The organism is Domibacillus sp. F004, from assembly GCF_057814295.1.
Genome location: NZ_JBVATB010000006.1, coordinates 72,721 through 91,212, shown reverse-complemented (window position 1 = coordinate 91,212; position 18,492 = coordinate 72,721). Strand labels below are relative to the sequence as shown.

Genomic DNA, 18,492 nt, shown 5'->3' with positions numbered 1-18,492 from the left:
TGTATATAAAGGGGGATAAGAAAATGGAAACAGATTTTTACCATTTAGGTGAACTAAAAGAATTTTTCAAAAAAAACAACCAGAAATTTGAAAAGATGTTATTAGCAGAGGCTGTCAATGTAAAAGATAAAATCGAAGAAATTTTAGCCGTTGGCAATATTGACCTTGTCAATAATGCCAATAAGCTGATTATTTATATTATTGATGGGAAAAGAAAAGAACTTCAATTGTTTGCGAAAAAAGAAGGAATCGCATGGGCAACTCATTCCCTCACCTTATCTTTCAAATTAGAGTGGGTACAAGCCATCCGTAGAACTATATGGAGATTTATAGAAGACTATAACGACTTACATTCACTAGATCAATCTGCAGATTTGAATTTTTTCCGTTTGGAACAGGAAATTAATACTCTAGTAGATACATTTTTAAATACCTTTTTTATTAGTTATTCTACATATAAGGATTCTCTGATCTCAGCTCATAGAGAGTTGGTTGAAAATTTATCAGTTCCCCTCATTCCGCTCAATGCCTCTGTCTGTATTTTGCCTTTGATTGGCTCAGTTGATATTTTTCGAACTTCAACCCTTGAGGAAAAGGTTCTGACTGAGATTGGAACATCTCGCATTCAAACTTTGATTATAGATTTATCAGGAATCGCCGATATGGAAATCGAGGTCATTGACCATTTAATGAAAATTATCGATGGCACTTCCCTTATGGGATGTGAGACGATCATTACAGGATTAAGAGCAGATGTCGTAAGGAAAATGATACATCTGGGAGTTTCATTTGATCATAAGACAAAAACACTGGGCACCCTGCAGCAAGCATTAAAAGAATACATAATAATATAAACGAAGTCTAGATGTCTTACTATACTCCGTCGCAGAAATTCCATGTTTCCCCCTTAAAGGGGGCTTTTTCTATAGTGTCTATTATCTAAAAATTGAACCGATACAGAAACTGTTATTTGTTAACGCACTTCTTTTGCCGCTTCGACCATTGCATTCAGGGCAGCAATTGTTTCTTCTTTCAGCGGCACCCGCGGACTATGAATGTCATAAACACCAAGCCCTATTTCCTTCTCATAGTGATAGCTTTTCAAATGCGCTGATCAGCTTACCATGGCTTCTTGACGTTTCAATTGAAATAACATCAGTGTCTATATGATAATATTTAATATTTTCCCTAATCTTTTAATTTCAGAGTTGATATATGATTTGCTGTATTCATATCCGATTAGGGCAATGACGTTCCCAGTTTGATCAAATATGGGAGCGAAACTAGTTTTCCATTCTCCGTAAATGTCTTCATACAATGGTGTTACTCCCACTTTTCCCTTCATCGCTGCACACGCGACATCCATCATCTCAGGCGGTCCTTTATAGAGTTCTCCAGGTTTTATTACAAAACCCTCATCAGCTACAAGATGGAGCATACTTTTACTGTCTATAAATTTAAAGATGTACATCCACTCTATGCTTCCCTCTTGTTCTCGGATCGTTGTGAATTTTTTTTGTAATTTCTGATAGGCAGGATTTGAAGGAGAAATATTTTTTTCCAATTGGATAATTTCTTCAGGATGAATAATGGCGGCAGTAACAATTGCTATGGAACGTAATTGTTTATCCAATTGTTCTTCAAGAATTCTCCTCTTATTAGATGGCGAAAGATTTGCCTGCTGTATTTTTTCACGGATTTTTTTATATTTTCTACTCATTGTTGGCTGACTTAACTCGAGCACTTTAGCAGCAAGTTTGACTGATTTATATTGCTCCATCGCCATATTGATTAATTGCTCTTCAACAAGATCAATCGCCTCTTGTAAGGGCATAATGTGCTTGAAAACGGGTGGCTCTTTTATCTTTTCTGTCTTCCATGGCAAACTCTTTTGAACAGCAATGGCGTCTACTGCGGGATGTCTGCTAGTGACAACAATACGCTCAATAACATTCTCCAAATGCCTAACATTTCCGGTCCAATTATAAATAGAAAGGATTTCAATGGCATCAGGCAAGATTTGAACATTTCTGTTATATAATTGATTATATTTTTGAACGAAATGATAAATTAAATAAGGGATATCCTCCACTCTCTCTCTTAATGGAGGAATTTCTATAGGAACCACATTTAAACGATAATAAAGATCTTCTCTAAATTCTCCGCTTTCGACCATTTTTTCAAGTGATTTATTAGTAGCAGCAATCACTTGAATGTTCAGTTTTATTGGCTTGGAGCCTCCTAACGGTGTGATTTCTCTTTCCTGGAGAGCCCGCAGTAACTTCACTTGCAGGTTGAGAGGCAGTTCGGCAACTTCATCTAGAAAGAGGATCCCGTGATTAGCGAGTTCAAACTTGCCGGAAGCTCCGGTCTTTCTTGCCCCACTAAATGCCCCTCCCTCATATCCGAACAATTCACTTTCTAATAAATTTTCAGGAATAGCTCCACAGTTAATTGCTATAAATGGCTGTGCTCTCCGGTGCCCCATCTCATGAATGGCTTTGGCAATCATTTCTTTTCCTACTCCCGATTCTCCCAGTAAAAGGACGGTTGATGGAACATTAGAAACCATTTGGGCCATGTGGAGTACATCTAACATTTTTTGACTGTGAACGACAAGAGGGGTTGAGAGATTTTTTGCTTTAATAGGACCAGTGTCTTTCCCTTCTGAATCTTCCATGTCAAGGGAATTATTTTCTGTCATGTTTTTGATTCCCCACATTATTAAATTCCCAGTATTACTAGAACTCAGTTGGTAACTTGTCACCAGTATTTTTTTCTCATGCCAGGAAGTTTGAATAATGGACATCTTATGTTGATTCAATAAGGTTTGTATCGAAGGTTCATCAAAAAACGCGGTTGTTTCGAGTTCAAACAGATTTTTGCCGATGATCTTATCTTGATAAGCTTCCCATAACCCCTTAACTTCTCCCGCTCTTTCTATAATAATTCCGTTAGGATCGGTAATTATAACTTCGTCGTATATGGACAGCAGCATTGATTTATAAGCTTGAGCTTTCTGTTTAGCTACTGTTAATGAGGAGAATGATCTAGAGTAACTTTTCTTCATTTTCTGCATCTCCTTATTTATAAACACGATTAAGGCTAGTATACCGATTTTACTATTGAATTAAAATTACAAAAATGAATTTTTGTAATTATTCTAGCACTGTTATATAGAGGTTTTTTTTGGCACAAAGCTTGCATTATATAAATTAATAGTTTTATAAGGGGGGATCTTCTGAATAGGGAATGCCCTATTTAAGAAAACATAAATTCAATTTAATTGAAAGAAAGGTGAATTAAGATGAACCGAAATTGGCTATTTGTCTTTTTAGGAGGAGCGTTAGAGATTTTGTGGGTCTCTGGTTTAAAGCATTCGAGTAACGCTTTCGAATTGTTGATGACCGTTATTACTATCACGGTTAGTTTCTTTTTGCTAACGATTGCTTCAAGAAGTTTACCAATAGGGACACTGTATGCAGTTTTTGCTGGAATAGGAACAGCTGGTACCGTTTTAGTTGAAATGGCCGTGTTTGGAGAACCTTTTAGTCCGGTTAAACTTTTACTTATTGCTACGCTGCTAGGCGGCGTTATCGGATTGAAAGTATTAAGCGGCAGGGAAGACTCATTAGAATTTAAAAAACAGGAGGAGATTGCCTAGTGTCTTGGTTAGCATTAGTAGCAGCAGGATGTTTTGAAGTAATAGGAGTATTAAATGTTAAAAAGTTAGGCGAAAAACAAAAGTATGCTCTTTATTACATGATTCTTTCCTTTGGGTTGAGCTTTCTGATGTTATCTTATGCAATGAAAGAAATCCCGATGGGAATGGCTTATGCAATTTGGACAGGTATTGGCACCGTTGGTTCTGCCATACTAGGAATGTGTTTATTTGGTGAATCAAGAGATTGGACAAGAATACTATGCATTGCAGTTATTTTAATCTCTGCGGTTGGCTTAAAATTAACCGTTTAAAAGGAAACTGCAGACAATCGCTTTCAAAATGAAGCTTTTGTCTGCAGGCTAAAAGGTTCCTGCGGATGCAGGAACCTTTTTCATTAAACGCTGGCTTTTATTTGTTCACGCACTTCTTTTGCCGCTTCGATCATCACGCTCAAGGCAGCGATTGTTTCTTCTTCTTTTCGTGTCTTTAGCCCACAGTCCGGGTTGACCCAAAATTGTTTCGGGTCAAGCACACGCAGTGCACGATTAATATTTTGAATAATTTCTTCTTTCAGCGGCACCCGCGGACTGTGAATGTCATAAACACCAAGCCCTATTTCCTTATCATAGTGATAGCTTTCAAATGCGCTGATCAGCTCTCCATGGCTTCTTGACGTTTCAATTGAAATAACGTCCGCATCCATCGCGGAAATGCTGTCAATGATCTTTTCAAAATCAGAATAGCACATATGCGTGTGAATTTGCGTGTCTGGCTCCACCGTTGAGACAGATAACTTAAATGCCTTGACCGCATAATTAAGATACTCTTGCTCATTTCGTTTTTTCAACGGAAGCCCTTCTCGGATCGCCGGTTCATCCACTTGAATCATATGGATGCCCTGTGTTTCAAGTGCTTTTACTTCTTTCCGAAGAGCAAGCGCAATTTGATTCATCACGGTCGCCTTTGGCACATCTTCACGAACGAATGACCAGTTAAAAATCGTCACCGGCCCTGTCAGCATTCCTTTTACAGGACGGCTTGTCAAAGACTGTGCATAGACGGTTTCTTTTACTGTCATCTCATTAATAAAATCAACATCCCCGTAAATAACCGGTGGCTTTACACAACGTGAGCCGTACGATTGCACCCAGGCAAACTGTGTAAAATAAAATCCTTTCAGCTTTTCACCAAAAAATTCAACCATGTCCGTCCGTTCAAACTCACCGTGAACGAGAACATCGAGATCCAGCTTTTCTTGAATGTCAATCCACTTTTTCGTTTCCTGTTTGATAAACGACGCATAATCAGCTGCTGATAGTTCATTTTTACGCCATTCCTGACGTTTTTTCCTTACTTCTGTTGTTTGTGGGAAACTTCCAATCGTCGTTGTCGGTAATAAAGGCAGCTGGAACTTTTCACGCTGTAACACTTGTCGTTCAGCAAATGGACGTGACCTGTCTCCTGTATCAAGTTCCGCTTGCTTCACTTCTTTTTGAACGTGAACACTATCTCTTCCTGGAATAACAGGTGCTACATAATTCAGCAATTCTTTTTCACGAAGCGCTGATTGCAATAATTGAAGTTCATCCAGCTTTTCGTTCGCAAACGCGAGTCCCTCTTTTAGAAATTCAGGCATTTTCGCTTCCGATTCTGTCGTAACCGGCACGTGCAAAAGGCTGCATGATGGCTGTATGATTAGACGTTCTTCACTCGTATGGGCTGTAAGTGATTTTAGCAGCTCCCACTGTTCACGCACATCCGCTCTCCAAATATTTCGTCCGTTAATCACACCGGCAAAAAGAACTTTTTCTTCCGGAAACCCGTTTTCTTCAATGCTTGATGCATTTCCTCCCCGATCATGAACAAAATCAAGCCCGAACCCGTCAACTGGCAATGACGTGACAAACGTGTAGTCATCGATTGAATCAAAATACGTCTGAATAAGAAGGCGGCTCGTTCCTTTCGCTTTTGAAAGAGCATCGTATACATTTGTAACAATTTCTTTTTCTTCTTCTGTCAGCGTGAATTGTAGCGATGGATCGTCAATTTGAATCCAATCAGCACCTGCTTCACTTAACTCACGAATCATTTCTTCATAATGCGGCAGCAGCGCATAAACAGTGGATCCAAATTCTTCTGGCGTATAGCCCTTTCCTAGCTTCACAAATGTGAACGGGCTAATGACCACAGGCTTTCCTGTAATACCCGCTTCATTTTTTGCTTCTAAAAACAGGTCAAGCGGCCGATTATGCACAAGCGATGGCGTGCATTTGTTTAATTCTGGAACGATATAGTGATAGTTTGTATTAAACCATTTGGTCATTTCCATAGCTACAGCTTGTTTTGACCCGCGTGCCATTTGAAAATATAGATCAAGCGATACACTGCCTCCATCGTATTCAAAACGCTCCGGCACAAGGCCGAACATCGAAGCCGTATCAAGGACATGATCATAAAAACTAAAGTCGCCGACCGGAATCACGTCGATCCCTTTCTCTTTCTGCGTGCGTAAATAGCTAAGGCGAAGTGCTTTCATTTCCTGCAAAAAATCCGTTTGTTTCGTTTCACCGGACCAGTATTTTTCAATGGACCGTTTCCATTCTCTTCTTTCTCCAATACGCGGGTAGCCCAATACGGATGTTAAATAATTGTTCATTTTCTTCACTCCTGTTCTTTTTGTTTTTCGACAAGCTTGCGGATTTCCGCGTCTTCCTCTTTTTTCAGCTCATCGGCTGTGATTTCATTTTTTCAAATTTCGCTCGTGCCTCTTTTAATGTCTCGGGGCGTAAAAAGCTCCCGACAATATCGAATCGAAATGGAGCTGTTTTTGTCTGTACTGTCATGTTGTTCTTGGATGTATCATAGCACCGGGGAAAGGATATAGGCTAACTGTTAATATTGATAGTTGGTTATAACGAAAAGCTATATCAAGGAGTGGCGTATTAGCCGATAATCTCTTTTAATTCCTGCAAATAGAGCGTAGCCATTCGGCTTAACCGCGTTTTTTTATGAACGATCCAGCCGACCGAAATCGTTTCATCTACATCAAGCGGTACAGAGACAATATCGGAGCCATTCAAATCTGTACTTAAAATACCGGTGGAAATCGTATAGCCATTCAGCCCGATCAGCAAGTTAAACAAAGTTGCCCGATCACTTACTTGAATGCTTTTTAGGTGAGGGATCGTGCTGAACATTTCTTCTGAATAATAAAAAGAATTAAATTCTCCCTGTTCAAATGAAAGGCGCGGATACGCTTCTAACTCTTCTAGTGTCACTGATGCTTTTTGGGCAAGCGGGTTCTGGAAACTCACAAAAATATGCGGCTCTGCTTCAAATAGCGGATGAAAATCCAAGCCTTCTTCCTTCAGTATTTGCTTCATCACTTTCTCGTTAAACGAGCTGATATACAAAATGCCAATTTCACTGCGCAAATTTTTGACATCTTCGATAATTTCATATGTTCTTGTTTCCCGCAGTGTAAATTGATATTCAAGGGCTCCATGTTTTTGGATCATTTCAACGAAAGCATTGACTGCAAATGCATAATGCTGCGTGGAAACGGAAAACAGCTGCCGGGAAGGGACGGTGTTAAAATAGCGATTTTCAAGCAGCTCGGCTTGTTCGACAACTTGCCGTGCATACCCGAGAAATTCAGCCCCGTCGGTTGAGAGTGTGATGCCTTTAGAAGTGCGGATGAAAATATCGATACCCAGTTCTTTTTCAAGCTCCTTCACCGCTTCTGATAAGCTCGGCTGTGACATAAACAGACGCCGGGCTGCTTCATTAATAGAGCCGGATAGCACAATTTCAATCACATATTTCAGTTGCTGCAATGTCATCTGCTCAATCCTCCTTTTCTTTGCACTTTTTCTTATAGTCTATGTAAAGCTATATATTTAAGAGTAAGAAGAGTAGAACCATAGTAAAAGGAATAAATCATAAATTTCTGCTGTCGACTGTCCATCCAATGACCATAATGAATACAGGGATGACAGGGGCCATTATATAATAAGCTTTTGTATTGTAAAACCAGCCAAATAGGAATAAATGCGTGCCTGGTATAATAGCGAAAAACAGAATCATATCGTGAGGACTTTTTCCAAATGTCCAAAATATAATGGGGAAATACATAAGCTGGCGCTAAATTTAAATACAATTCTAAATCACCTAAAGGGTTGCCGTCTGCTTGCCAATCTACTTTTATCATCTTTGAGATGAGGACAGCGAATGGAAACATTATATTTGTTGAAAATAACATAAAAATGTTTTTCTCATTGGTGCCCATTGATTGTAGGAATACGATTGTGATAATCGTCCAAACAATGGTTGCAGACAGCAAAAAGGCGATCCTATTTTTATTTCTTGCGGATCATTCATTTTTAATTCCCTTTACATTCGATTAGCTATCCCCTAAGATGATTTCCCTCAAAATGTGGTGATCTTCATAAAAAAGCTCTCTTTCTGTAACAGAAAGAGAGCTGAATATAAATCAACCGGGATTGAGATTATCATACACCCTGGCATTCATCATTTTCGACCACTCCTCTCTATAACGCGTAGAGCATAACAAGTGCGTACATATGGCAGGTCTCCTGACTCTGGTTCAGCATTTTTCGTTCCTTCCCATTTCAAATGAAACAGTGGTTATACGAAAAATTCCCCATTACAGTGGCGCGACCGTGCCGGACTTTCACCGGACTTCCCTTTTAAGAAATGCTAAAATGCTGCATTTCACCATATGCTTGTATTAAATTCAAAAAACCTTCCCATTCGAAAACAGGAAGGTTTGTTTCAACATAAACCTCTCATTTTCCAAAGCGATGATGCTTTGCTGGAATTAGCACCTTTCATTTCTGATGGTTGCCGAGCTTCATCGGGCCAGTCCCTCCGCTGCTCTTTATAAGAATATCCCCTTTTCAAAAGATTATGAAGATTCTATCATGACCATTTTTTGTGTCAACATTATTCGACATCTTTATCAGGAAGTCCCCAGACGGAAACACTGCCTGCGTTAACTGGAAATGTTGCCCACCCGTCTTCAGCAATTTTAATAATGTCTTCACGTATTTTCACAAAATCAACCCATTTTTCTCCGGCACGTTCTTTCCCGACAAACATTCTTTTTTCTCCGCCTTCCTCACTGTTATTAATAACAACAGCACAGCCTGAACGTTCAATTTCTTTAACACCGCGCCGTACCCAGCCAATTGTATTCGGGTGGTCAAAATAGTCTTCCTGATCACCATATGCTTTATGTAATCGACTATATAATAACGGATCAATCGCTTCTTTTTTGCCTTCGATCGGTTTCTCTCCGCCAACGCCGTAGTAATCCCCGTAAAATATACATGGGTAGCCATCTTTACGAAGCAACATCAATGCGTAAGCACTTTGTTTAAACCAGTCCGCTAAAAAGGATTCCAACGATTCACCCGGCTGCGTATCATGATTATCAACGAATGTAACTGCGTTTTGCGGGTAGTTTTCAACGATCGTTCCCTTAAATATTTCCCTCAAATCATATTTCGCACCTTGCTGTGAGGCACCGTATAGATTATATTTAAGCGGTACGTCAAACAAATGAATACGGCCGTCTGCTTCTTTAATCATATGTTCACATTCATCCCGTTCTGGTACCCAAAACTCGCCGACGAAAAAGAAATCCTTGCCTCGCTCATCCTGTACTTCTTTCGTAAATTGATCAATAAATTCATAATCAATATGTTTAATGGCATCCAAGCGGTAGCCGTCACAATTAAGCGTTTTAGCCATCCACTTACCCCATCGGATCATTTCTTCACGCACTTTCGGGTGATTATAGTCAATGTTCGCAAACATTAAGTAATCATAATTGCCAAATTCATCATCGACATTTTCATTCCACTTTTTATGCTCGCCTTCAATGCGAAAAATACCGGTCCGGTCTTCTTTTGCATCATAATCCGTACCGTTAAAATGTTCAAATGTCCATTCAAAATCAGAATATTTGCCTTTTCGTCCGGGAAATGTAAATTTCGTCCAGCCTTCAATATCAAATGGCTTTTCTGAAATAATTTTTTTCCGGTCTTTCTGATCCACCTCAACGACTTTGAATGTTTCTTTGTCATCCGCACCTGCTTTATGGTTCATGACAACGTCGATGTATACAAGTATGCCTACATCGTGACATGCTTTAATTGCCTGTTCAAGCTCTTCTTTCGTTCCGTATTTCGTCGCAATCGTTCCTTTTTGATCAAATTCACCGAGATCATAAAAATCGTACACGCCATATCCAGTATCTTTGTCGGACTGGCCTTTTGTTACAGGTGGCACCCATACAGCACCAATTCCTGCTTCTTTTAATTCCTTTGCTCGTTCCTTAAGGCGCCTCCAGTGCTTTTGATCCGCTGGCAGCTGCCATTCAAAAAATTGCATCATTGTACGATTACGTTCCATTTGCCTCTCTCCCGTCATCTGCATGTGAAAACTGTATAACTTACTTATACCCAATTTTCATAAAAAACGACCAGTCCACACAAAAAATAGGCTGCCTCGGACACGCCCCCTTTAGCTTTTTCGATAACATATAAATCTCCAGAAGATCTTATCGTTTTTATTATGCAAAAAAGCCTGCAGACATCGGCCTTTAAAATGAAGGCTTTGTCTACAGACTGAAGGGATTGTCAGGGAATAAGCAATAGGTAGGCAGTTAATGAAATAAATTGATGCTGGTAATAATAATAGGGACGGCGAATACGTCGATAAGGAACGCGCCAACAATAGGAACGATGAGAAACGCTTTACGTGAAGGTCCATATTTTTGTGTAATGGCGGACATATTCGCCATCGCGTTAGGCGTAGCACCGAGTCCGTGCCCCGTAAAGCCGCCAACCATAACAGCCGCATCATAATCTTTCCCTAACAAACGGAAGAGTACGAAAATACCAAGTAGAATAATAAAAACAACTTGGACAAAGACGATAACTAAGATAGGCAGTGCGAGATCAGCAATTTCCCACAATTTAATACTCATCAGTGCCATTGTTAAAAAGATACCAAGTGTTACATCGCCAATTAAGTTAACACAACGCATATCAATCACGTCATTATTAAAGTGATCCATCACATTTCGAACGATAACAGCGACAAACATTGCCCCTACGTAGTTTGGTAAAACAAAACCAGTTTGCACTGAAAATAGGTCACCTAGATAAGTACCAACAGCCATGCAAAACGTAATGAGCAAAATTTGCATAATGAATAGGTTTGAATGAATGTCAGCAGTTGCTTTCTCTTGAGGGAGAGCTTCCGCAGCCACTTCTGTCTCAGATGGAGTTAAATGATACTTGGAAATTAAATATTTTACAGTTGGCCCCCCCACAAGACCACCTGCTACAAGTCCAAATGTAGCAGCAGCTAAGCCTATAGACAAAGCAGAATTGACTCCAATCTCTTCTATGGTGGTGCCAAATGCGGTTGCAGCGCCGTGTCCGCCTTCCATCGATATAGCACCTGCCATTAAGCCAAGTAATGGATCGATGTTTAATGCGGAAGCGAGCGAAATGCCGATTACATTTTGCATTAAAGCTAAAAACCCGCAGGCGAGCCAATAAATAATAAGTAATTTCCCTCCCATTTTAATGAGCTTAAAGCTTGCGCCAAGACCGACTGTTGTAAAAAAGGTGAGCATGAACAAGCTTTGCAGTGAGGTATCTAGTGTTAATTCGACTAGTCCACTTGCTTTTAATGCAGTCACGATTATGGCAAACAACAAGCCCCCTGCAACCGGTGCTGGAATACAAAATTTTTGAAGAAACGGAATTTTCTTGATAATAAATGAACCGAGAACGAGTAAAGCGATGGCTAAGAAAATGGTCGTCACTTGATTGATTTCAATGGTCATTTTTTTTCCTCCTTTTGAAATGAAAGAATAGCTTCATTGACCAAACCAGCGGCCAGTTTGACCGTACGTTGATTTTCATCTAAATCTGGATTTACCTCAGAAATATCAAACGATAATGTTTTGTTATTCGAAGCCACATGTCGAATGAGCGAGCGAACAACGAAAGGAATAAGACCAAATGCCGAGGGAGCGCTAACTCCGGGTGCATGAGCCGCACTTATAACATCTGTGCATAACGTCAACATAACGTAGTCATGTTCATTTATAAATTGTTCAATGGCTGATACCGTCTCCGTGGTCAGGCCATTTGTCAGTTTTTCCTCTAAAATATACTGGCATGAATATCGATCAGCTGTATCAAATAGTTCTTTCGTGTTACCGTACTGCTGGATACCAAGTACTAAGTAGTGGCAAGCTTGATCTTGGTCAAGAATTTGTCTGAACATAGTGCCAGATGAAGGTTGATCATCATATGGACGTAAATCAAAATGGGCGTCGATGTTAATCATGCCAAGTGAAGCTTCCGGACCTATAAATTGTCTGACCCCAAGATAGTGACCGTAAAAGGTTTCATGGCCTCCGCCTAAAATAATCGGTGTTTTTTTTTCTTTCAATAAAGTGGTGATGCACTTTCCAACTTCTTGTTGAGCAAGCTCAAGTTGATCATCTTGACAGATTATATTTCCAGCATCTAATAAAAAAGATTCATCTAATCCATGCCAAGGCAGTTTAGCCAATTCACGTCGAATCGCATCAGGCGCTTTCGCTGCACCAATCCGGCCTTTGTTTCTTCTAACACCTTCTTCACATTGAAAACCGATAAGAGCACAATTAGTATGCGCTTTCTTTTTTGCGGACACGTTATTTATATCAAGCATGTTAACGACTTGATGAATACGGAAAGAGCTTTTTTTTTGCAGATGATCAATTCGTCCGCTCCAGTTGTCTTGATTCGGCAATTCGTACATTATTATCTTCCTTTCTGAAAATACAGATAAAGTAGCTGTTTTTTATATTATATAGCGTGTAATTTATAATTTATAATATAATAAAATTATAAATTAATAGTTATTAACTATATATGAGGTGGTTAAATGGATTTCCGTCAAATGCGTTATTTTGTCGCCGTGGTAAATGAGAAGAATTTTTCCAAAGCAGCTGAAAAGCTTCATCTTTCACAGCCTTCATTAAGCAATGCGATAATGAAACTTGAAAATGAAATCGGCTTTCCACTTTTGGAAAGAAACACGAGAAGCTTGCGTTTAACTGATTCAGGAGAAGTGATGTATAAGCGGTCTGTTGAGTTTTTAAAACAGTATGACCGCTTACAAAAAGAGATGGAAGAGATACAGGAAATTGGAAATGGAAAACTTTCAATTGGGATGATCGAATCAGCGAAGCATTGGCTGCCAAAAGTGATTCTTCAATTTAAACGCAGCTATCCGTCAGTCCAAATTCAATTAAGTGAAGTGCTTGGAAGAGAGGTAGTACAAAAATCGTTACTTGATTATGAAACACATATTGTTATCACAAACCAGCAGATCATCCATCAGGATGTAAACACCATCCCAATCTACCGGGAACGGCTTGTTCTCCTTTTACATGAAAAAAATCCATTAGGAGAAAAGAAGACTATATCCATGAAGGATTTGGAAAATGAAGCGTTTATTATTAGTACAATTGGTTTTCAAACAAGGCAGGATATTTTGAATGCGTTTGAGAAAGAAAGCGCGGAGCCAAATGTCATGTATGAAAGTGAGCGTTTCGAAACAATTTGTAGTTTAGTGGAGGAAGGGCTTGGCGTGACAATAATTCCAGAAAATTACATTAATTATTCTCATTTCCCAGCTATTCGCACACGTCAAATTGATTCCGATGAACTCCAGAGAACGGTTTATCTCGCTTATTTTAAAAGTCGCTACCTCCCTCCATTTGTTCACTCATTTTGCAAAGAGATTCGTGGTTTTTTTCACACATCGTAATCATTTTTGATATTTACCAAACAGCAGCTGTTTAGTTTAATGGCAATTAAACTCTCCCGGCTGGGCATTAGAGAGTTAAGCCAGAAGCAACTCCTCGCACATATTTAGTTCATGACCAAGTATTGCTCGTTGCCTTTAATGAAAAGATTCATGATTGGGCAAGGTAAGCGGGAGCTAAACTAATTTTGTAAGTTCTCCAATTATATAAAAAAGCCTGCAGACTTTGTCTTTAAAATAAAGACTCTGTCTACAAGCTAAAGCTTCCTCAATGCAGGAAAGCCGTTCTTGATCACTATGCTGTTTTAATTGCCATCGCAATTTCATCACAGCTTGGAAACTTTGGACAATGGACACAATCCGTCCATACTTTTTGCGGCATTTCTGTTTTTTGAATGACTTCAAAACCGCATTTTTCAAAAAAGGCGACTTGATACGTAAGCGAAATAAGCTTCGGTATGCCTATTTTTTTTGTTTCTTCGACAACTCGTTCGACGAGCATTTTTCCAATGCCGCGTCCTTTTGCTTTTTCCTTTACACCGAGCGAACGAATTTCGGCGAGATCATGACCTAGTATTGCAAGGCTGGCAATGCCTAGGATCTCACCGTCCTCTTCTGCGACAACGATCGCCTGTAAATTTAATACAAGTGAATCGTACGTTCGTGGCAGCATCAGCCCTTCATTTGCATATTGATTCACGAGTTCAAATACTTGCTCCACGTCAGCCAGCACCGCTTTGCGTACTTCGATCATGATTTCTCACCCTTTCCTTCTTTAAGTTATCTTTATATTTTACTTCCTTTCACACATATGTCAAGTCTATTATTCATTTAATTTGAATATTTATTCAAATACTCTTCCCGTATATCAATGTTACGTTGTATAATAAAACCACTATATTGTGACTAGGAGGATTTCATTTGAATACTTTTCCAAAAGGCTTTAAATCATGCTCGATCAATGCCGGCATTAAAGATCATACACTTGATTTCACTATTTTATTTTCAGACGTGCGTGCTTCTGCAGCTGCGATGTTCACGAAAAATCAGTTTTGTGGGGCACCAATTGTAATCGGCAAAGAAAGTATTGCGGACGGATATTTGCAGGCGATTGCTGTCAACAGCAAAAATGCAAACGTGGCAACAGGCAAAAAAGGGCTTGATGATGCGCGAAAAGTAACAGAGGCTGTCGCACAAGAACTGGCTATTCATCCACACGATGTCCTTCCTTCTTCAACAGGGATTATTGGTGTACCGCTCCCGGTTGAGAAAATATTGACAGCCATTCCCGGCTTAAAAAATCAGTTAACCGAAAATGGACTTGAGCAGTCAGCTAAAGCGATTATGACGACAGATACATATCCGAAATTTCGCACGAGACAAGTTGGCAATATAACCATTTCTGCGATGGCAAAAGGATCTGGCATGATTGAACCGAACATGGCGACAATGCTCAGCTATATTTTGACGGATGCCAAAATTGAACCCGTTCATTTGCAAAAAATGCTGAAACGTGCGGTTGATGTTTCGTTTAATAGCGTATCAGTCGACGGTGATACAAGCACCAGTGACACGGTTGTGATCATGGCAAATGGACTCGCTGGAGACATAGACCTCGTGGAATTTGAGTCTGTTTTAACAGAGCTGTGCATTGATCTTGCAAAAGAAATTGCCCGTGACGGTGAAGGGGCGACAAAATTAGTTGAAGTGCAGGTGACTGGTGCCGATGACGACGCTGTAGCGAAAAAAATAGGCAAATCAATTATTAATTCACCACTTGTAAAGACAGCCATTTTTGGTGAAGATCCAAACTGGGGCCGTATTATGTCGACGATCGGCAACTCAAACGATAAACTAAATACGAATGCTGTCTCGGTCTCTTTTGCAGATGTATACGTATTTAAAGATGGAATGCCAATGGAAGATAAACGCGCTGAATTGGAAGATTATTTAAAAAACAATGAAGTATTGATCCGAATTTCACTCGGTGACGGCCCAGGAACTTCAACCGTATGGGGCTGTGATTTGTCGTATGAGTATGTGAAAATTAATGGTGAATATACGACTTAAAAAAAAAACCGCACTACGCGGTTTTTTTAATTGCTTTTTTTCATAAAGGCTGTTAAATTAAAACTAACGAACGGTAGGAAGGTGTTTTTTTTGAGTGCAGATAAGATTAAGACAGCAGCGGCAGCTCTCTTTGCGGAGCATGGATATGCGGGAACATCCCTTGCACAAATCAGTGAACTTGTAGGAATTAAAAAACCGTCTATTTATGCCCATTTTAAAAGCAAAGAACATTTGTTTTTAACACTTATTGACGATACTTTTGCAACTGAACTGCATATTTTGCAGGAACAATCTTCTCTTTTTAACCTTCTCGACTATTATGTAAAACGGCATGCGAATGATGCGTTATTTCGCTTTTTAATTACGAGCTCATTTTTTCCGCCGGACCATTTAAAAGAAGATATTTTAAAACGGTATTATGACTATTTAGATACCCTGGAAGAAATATCAAAAGACATTTTGCAAGATGGAATTGCAGCGGGAACAATCCGAAGCATTGACGTTGCCGACGCGGCAGCGATGTATACAATTATTCTTGATAGTATTTTAGTTGAGCTTTGTTATGGAAGCCGTGAACGCACAGAAAAACGCCTTGATGTATCGTGGCGCTTTTTTTGGAGCAGTATTAAGAAAGGAAGAAACGAACATGACTAATAAATGGTTTCTTGTTTTTCTAGCGGGTTTTTCCGAAGTCGGCTGGGTAGCCGGACTGAAGTATGCCGACAATTTTATTGAGTGGATATTAACAATGATCGCGTTAACGGCCAGTTTTTGGCTGCTCATTTATTGCTCAAGTCACTTGCCCCCGACGACCGTATACGCCGTTTTCGTCGGAATTGGCACTGCCGGCGCAGTCATTCTTGAAATGACGATGTTTGGGGAACCCGTAAGCTGGATAAAAATTGCATTGATTGCTGCACTAGTCATCGGTATTATTGGATTAAAGGTCGTGACAGCTGAAAAGGATGAAAAGGACGAAAAGGATGTGTCTGTCTCATGATGTGGTCTCTGTTAATTCTAGCCGGGCTGTTTGAAGTAGCCGGTGTGACCGGCATGTCGATGATAAACGCACGAAAAAATGTGCTGTCGTGGGTCGTTCTTATCGGCGGCTTCAGTTTTAGTCTTGTTTTTTTATCCGTTGCGATGACAGCAATTCCAATGGGGACAGCTTATGCAGTATGGACGGGAATTGGTACAGTCGGCAGCACGATTATTGGCATGCTTATTTACAATGAACCACGTGATGCAAAACGTTTAGCTTTTATTGCGATCATTATTATGTCTGTCGTTGGATTAAAAGTAGTCTCCTAAATAAATATATGTACGTGAGTTTCTTATAAAAAGCTGTCTGTATTCGGACAGCTTTTTCTTATTTTTTAAAGAAAATAAGATTTCTGTCACTCACTTAGAACAATTAGCGAATATGCGGCAGATGGCACGAACAAGCTGTAAATTCATCTTTAAAGGCAGGAGTATCAAGTAAACTTATAATTAAGCCAGCCACAAAACAATACATAGTCCTGTTTAACTTGTTCTTTGTAGGCGTTTGATAAAAAGATGAGTTGTGCCGCGAATGCATCGTAATCGTCTCCAATCGCCTTTAAAATTTCTTCCTCACTATGGTAAGCAAGCAGTTCATGTTCAACATCGGCATCTGCGCGGGCATGAATCTTAGCTGTAATACCGCCAAATATATCGAGTACTTGATCGAATTCTTTTACATTTCCAATATTCTCAGGCTTTACCCTTTTTTTATAAGGCGACCGTTCACGCACATAAAAATGCTGGTTATCAATCGTCACATAGCCCAGCAGCGGATCATCATAATGATGCATTGCTTTTTGTGTTGTAACAACACGCTCCCCTTGATGGCTGTATTTTGCCCAGAACTCTTCATTATATGGAACAAAATACGCCGGGACAGGTGCGCGCACTTCTTTCATTTCCAAAATAATGTCATCCATTTGCTGATCGCAGTCCTGTTTTCCTTCTATTAAAATATAATAGCGATCGAGTCCAATAGACGCAGTACCGGAACCTTGTTTGCGAACAATATGCTTGATATCATAAAACAAGCTTTTTTTTCGATCTTCTGGATCTAGACTTTCAATATAGTCTGGCCAAACCGCTTCGATTTTTTCTCGTTCTTTCTGCGTTACTTGCACAAACTCTTCAGACAGCTCAAATACACGTGTAGCGTCTTCTTTTACCGTCCAGCGCTCCAGGAGACGTGCTGAATCACGCTTCTCTAATTTTTTCAGCACTTCCCGAATCGGTCCTTTCGTGTTCCTTGCTGTGTAAAAAAAGGTAACCGGATCTTCTTTTCCCTTCACAAACTTTTTCAGCTGTTTGTAATATGATTCGAGAAATATCTGCATCCTTTCTTCCTCATTTTCAAAACCATACTGCTCACAGTACAAGGCAATGCTCACAGTCATGCGCAGCAAATCGTAAACATACGAGCCTAAATAGCCTTCGTCAAAGTCATTTACATCATATACAATGTCACCTTGGCTATTTTGAAACGCACCGAAATTTTCAATATGCATATCTCCTTGAATCCAAGTAGGTTTATCATCCGGTGTATGAAAAGAAAATGGAATTTTCGTCACATCATAATAAAATAAGTATGCACTTCCACGGAAGAAGCGAAATGGATTTTCTGTCATTTGTCTATATTTATGCTTTCTTTTTTCATGATTTAATCCAGTAATACGCGCATCAAATTCATTGAGCACTGTTTCAAGTATATTCGATCGAAGCGCTCGCCGCGTTTTCTGTACCTCATCCACCCAGTTTCCAATCATCTTTATCTCCCTCCTCCATCTCATCCTTTTCATTCTATCATAACAAAAAAAGAACACGGCTTAAAAATATGCACTTGTGAGGAGGAC

17 protein-coding genes, 3 pseudogenes and 2 riboswitches are annotated in these 18,492 nt (G+C 39.6%); of the genes and pseudogenes, 8 read left to right on the top strand and 12 right to left on the bottom strand.

The window, feature by feature from the left end; all coding sequences use genetic code 11:
* Positions 1-23 precede the first annotated feature (23 nt).
* Positions 24-854, top strand: coding sequence for an STAS domain-containing protein (locus ACZYRN_RS14900; RefSeq protein WP_488912410.1), 831 nt, complete (start codon positions 24-26; stop codon positions 852-854).
* A gap of 119 nt (positions 855-973) precedes the next feature.
* Here the strand turns inward: ACZYRN_RS14900 and ACZYRN_RS14895 are convergent.
* Both ACZYRN_RS14895 and ACZYRN_RS14890 read right to left on the bottom strand, forming a co-directional pair.
* Positions 974-1,166, bottom strand: a pseudogene (locus ACZYRN_RS14895) (hypothetical protein); the annotation flags it as partial.
* Entirely contained in the window at positions 1,163-3,070 is a 1,908-nt protein-coding gene (locus tag ACZYRN_RS14890) for a sigma-54 interaction domain-containing protein (protein ID WP_488912409.1), read from the bottom strand. The gene ACZYRN_RS14890 and the pseudogene ACZYRN_RS14895, both read right to left, overlap by 4 nt.
* Positions 3,071-3,307: 237 nt before the next feature.
* On the opposite strand from ACZYRN_RS14890, the gene ACZYRN_RS14885 reads away from it, so the two are divergent.
* Together ACZYRN_RS14885 and ACZYRN_RS14880 are read left to right on the top strand one after the other, a co-directional pair.
* Positions 3,308-3,664: a DMT family transporter gene (locus tag ACZYRN_RS14885; protein ID WP_488912408.1), complete on the top strand. Its 357-nt coding sequence runs from the start codon at positions 3,308-3,310 to the stop codon at positions 3,662-3,664.
* Positions 3,664-3,975 (top strand): DMT family transporter, encoded by a 312-nt coding sequence (locus tag ACZYRN_RS14880; RefSeq protein ID WP_488912407.1) that lies wholly within the window; start codon positions 3,664-3,666, stop codon positions 3,973-3,975. The genes ACZYRN_RS14885 and ACZYRN_RS14880 overlap by 1 nt, the downstream gene beginning before the upstream one ends.
* An 83-nt stretch (positions 3,976-4,058) precedes the next feature.
* Here ACZYRN_RS14880 and metE read toward each other — a convergent pair whose 3' ends face one another.
* The 8 genes and pseudogenes from metE to hutG form a co-directional block, all read right to left on the bottom strand.
* A complete protein-coding gene (metE, locus tag ACZYRN_RS14875; RefSeq protein WP_488912406.1) occupies positions 4,059-6,320 on the bottom strand; it encodes a 5-methyltetrahydropteroyltriglutamate--homocysteine S-methyltransferase in 2,262 nt (753 codons plus the stop codon).
* A gap of 17 nt (positions 6,321-6,337) precedes the next feature.
* Positions 6,338-6,507: pseudogene (locus ACZYRN_RS14870) on the bottom strand (5-methyltetrahydropteroyltriglutamate--homocysteine methyltransferase); the annotation flags it as partial.
* Positions 6,508-6,606: 99 nt separating this feature from the next.
* On the bottom strand, positions 6,607-7,506 hold the full coding sequence (locus tag ACZYRN_RS14865) for a LysR family transcriptional regulator (RefSeq protein WP_488912405.1): 900 nt from the start codon (positions 7,504-7,506) through the stop codon (positions 6,607-6,609).
* A gap of 97 nt (positions 7,507-7,603) precedes the next feature.
* Complete coding sequence (locus tag ACZYRN_RS14860; RefSeq protein WP_488912404.1) at positions 7,604-7,798, bottom strand: DUF7010 family protein; 195 nt, start codon at positions 7,796-7,798, stop codon at positions 7,604-7,606.
* A 19-nt stretch (positions 7,799-7,817) separates the two neighbouring features.
* A pseudogene (locus tag ACZYRN_RS14855) lies at positions 7,818-8,021 on the bottom strand (DUF7010 family protein); the annotation flags it as partial.
* Positions 8,022-8,232: 211 nt separating this feature from the next.
* Positions 8,233-8,421: riboswitch (cobalamin riboswitch) on the bottom strand.
* Between the two features lie 48 nt (positions 8,422-8,469).
* A riboswitch (SAM riboswitch) is annotated at positions 8,470-8,573 on the bottom strand.
* A gap of 56 nt (positions 8,574-8,629) precedes the next feature.
* Positions 8,630-10,102 carry an alpha-amylase gene (locus ACZYRN_RS14850; RefSeq protein WP_488912403.1) on the bottom strand — a complete coding sequence of 491 codons (1,473 nt, stop codon included), beginning with the start codon at positions 10,100-10,102 and terminating at the stop codon, positions 8,630-8,632.
* Positions 10,103-10,355: 253 nt separating this feature from the next.
* Positions 10,356-11,549: a sodium/glutamate symporter gene (gltS, locus tag ACZYRN_RS14845; RefSeq protein WP_488912402.1), complete on the bottom strand. Its 1,194-nt coding sequence runs from the start codon at positions 11,547-11,549 to the stop codon at positions 10,356-10,358.
* Positions 11,546-12,517: a formimidoylglutamase gene (gene hutG, locus ACZYRN_RS14840; RefSeq protein WP_488912400.1), complete on the bottom strand. Its 972-nt coding sequence runs from the start codon at positions 12,515-12,517 to the stop codon at positions 11,546-11,548. The genes gltS and hutG overlap by 4 nt, the downstream gene beginning before the upstream one ends.
* Before the next feature lie 126 nt (positions 12,518-12,643).
* On the opposite strand from hutG, the gene ACZYRN_RS14835 reads away from it, so the two are divergent.
* Positions 12,644-13,531, top strand: a complete 888-nt coding sequence (locus tag ACZYRN_RS14835; protein WP_488912399.1) for a LysR family transcriptional regulator — start codon at positions 12,644-12,646, stop codon at positions 13,529-13,531.
* A gap of 292 nt (positions 13,532-13,823) precedes the next feature.
* On the opposite strand, the gene ACZYRN_RS14830 is transcribed toward ACZYRN_RS14835, so the two are convergent.
* Positions 13,824-14,282: an N-acetyltransferase gene (locus ACZYRN_RS14830; RefSeq protein ID WP_488912398.1), complete on the bottom strand. Its 459-nt coding sequence runs from the start codon at positions 14,280-14,282 to the stop codon at positions 13,824-13,826.
* Positions 14,283-14,449: 167 nt separating this feature from the next.
* Here ACZYRN_RS14830 and argJ point away from each other — a divergent pair, with 167 nt between their 5' ends.
* The 4 genes from argJ (at position 14,450) to ACZYRN_RS14810 (ending at position 16,909) form a co-directional block, all read left to right on the top strand.
* Complete coding sequence (gene argJ, locus ACZYRN_RS14825; protein ID WP_488912397.1) at positions 14,450-15,598, top strand: bifunctional glutamate N-acetyltransferase/amino-acid acetyltransferase ArgJ; 1,149 nt, start codon at positions 14,450-14,452, stop codon at positions 15,596-15,598.
* Between the two features lie 90 nt (positions 15,599-15,688).
* Positions 15,689-16,252, top strand: a complete 564-nt coding sequence (locus ACZYRN_RS14820; RefSeq protein WP_488912396.1) for a TetR/AcrR family transcriptional regulator — start codon at positions 15,689-15,691, stop codon at positions 16,250-16,252.
* Entirely contained in the window at positions 16,245-16,598 is a 354-nt protein-coding gene (locus ACZYRN_RS14815; protein WP_488912395.1) for a DMT family transporter, read from the top strand. Before ACZYRN_RS14820 ends, ACZYRN_RS14815 begins: the two co-directional genes overlap by 8 nt.
* The gene (locus tag ACZYRN_RS14810) at positions 16,595-16,909 is read left to right on the top strand and encodes a DMT family transporter (RefSeq protein ID WP_488912394.1); all 315 of its coding nucleotides are present in this window, start codon (positions 16,595-16,597) and stop codon (positions 16,907-16,909) included. The genes ACZYRN_RS14815 and ACZYRN_RS14810 overlap by 4 nt, the downstream gene beginning before the upstream one ends.
* 164 nt (positions 16,910-17,073) lie before the next feature.
* Here the strand turns inward: ACZYRN_RS14810 and ACZYRN_RS14805 are convergent, their stop codons facing one another.
* Complete coding sequence (locus tag ACZYRN_RS14805) at positions 17,074-18,405, bottom strand: DUF2252 domain-containing protein (RefSeq protein WP_488912393.1); 1,332 nt, start codon at positions 18,403-18,405, stop codon at positions 17,074-17,076.
* Between the last annotated feature and the right edge of the window lie 87 nt (positions 18,406-18,492).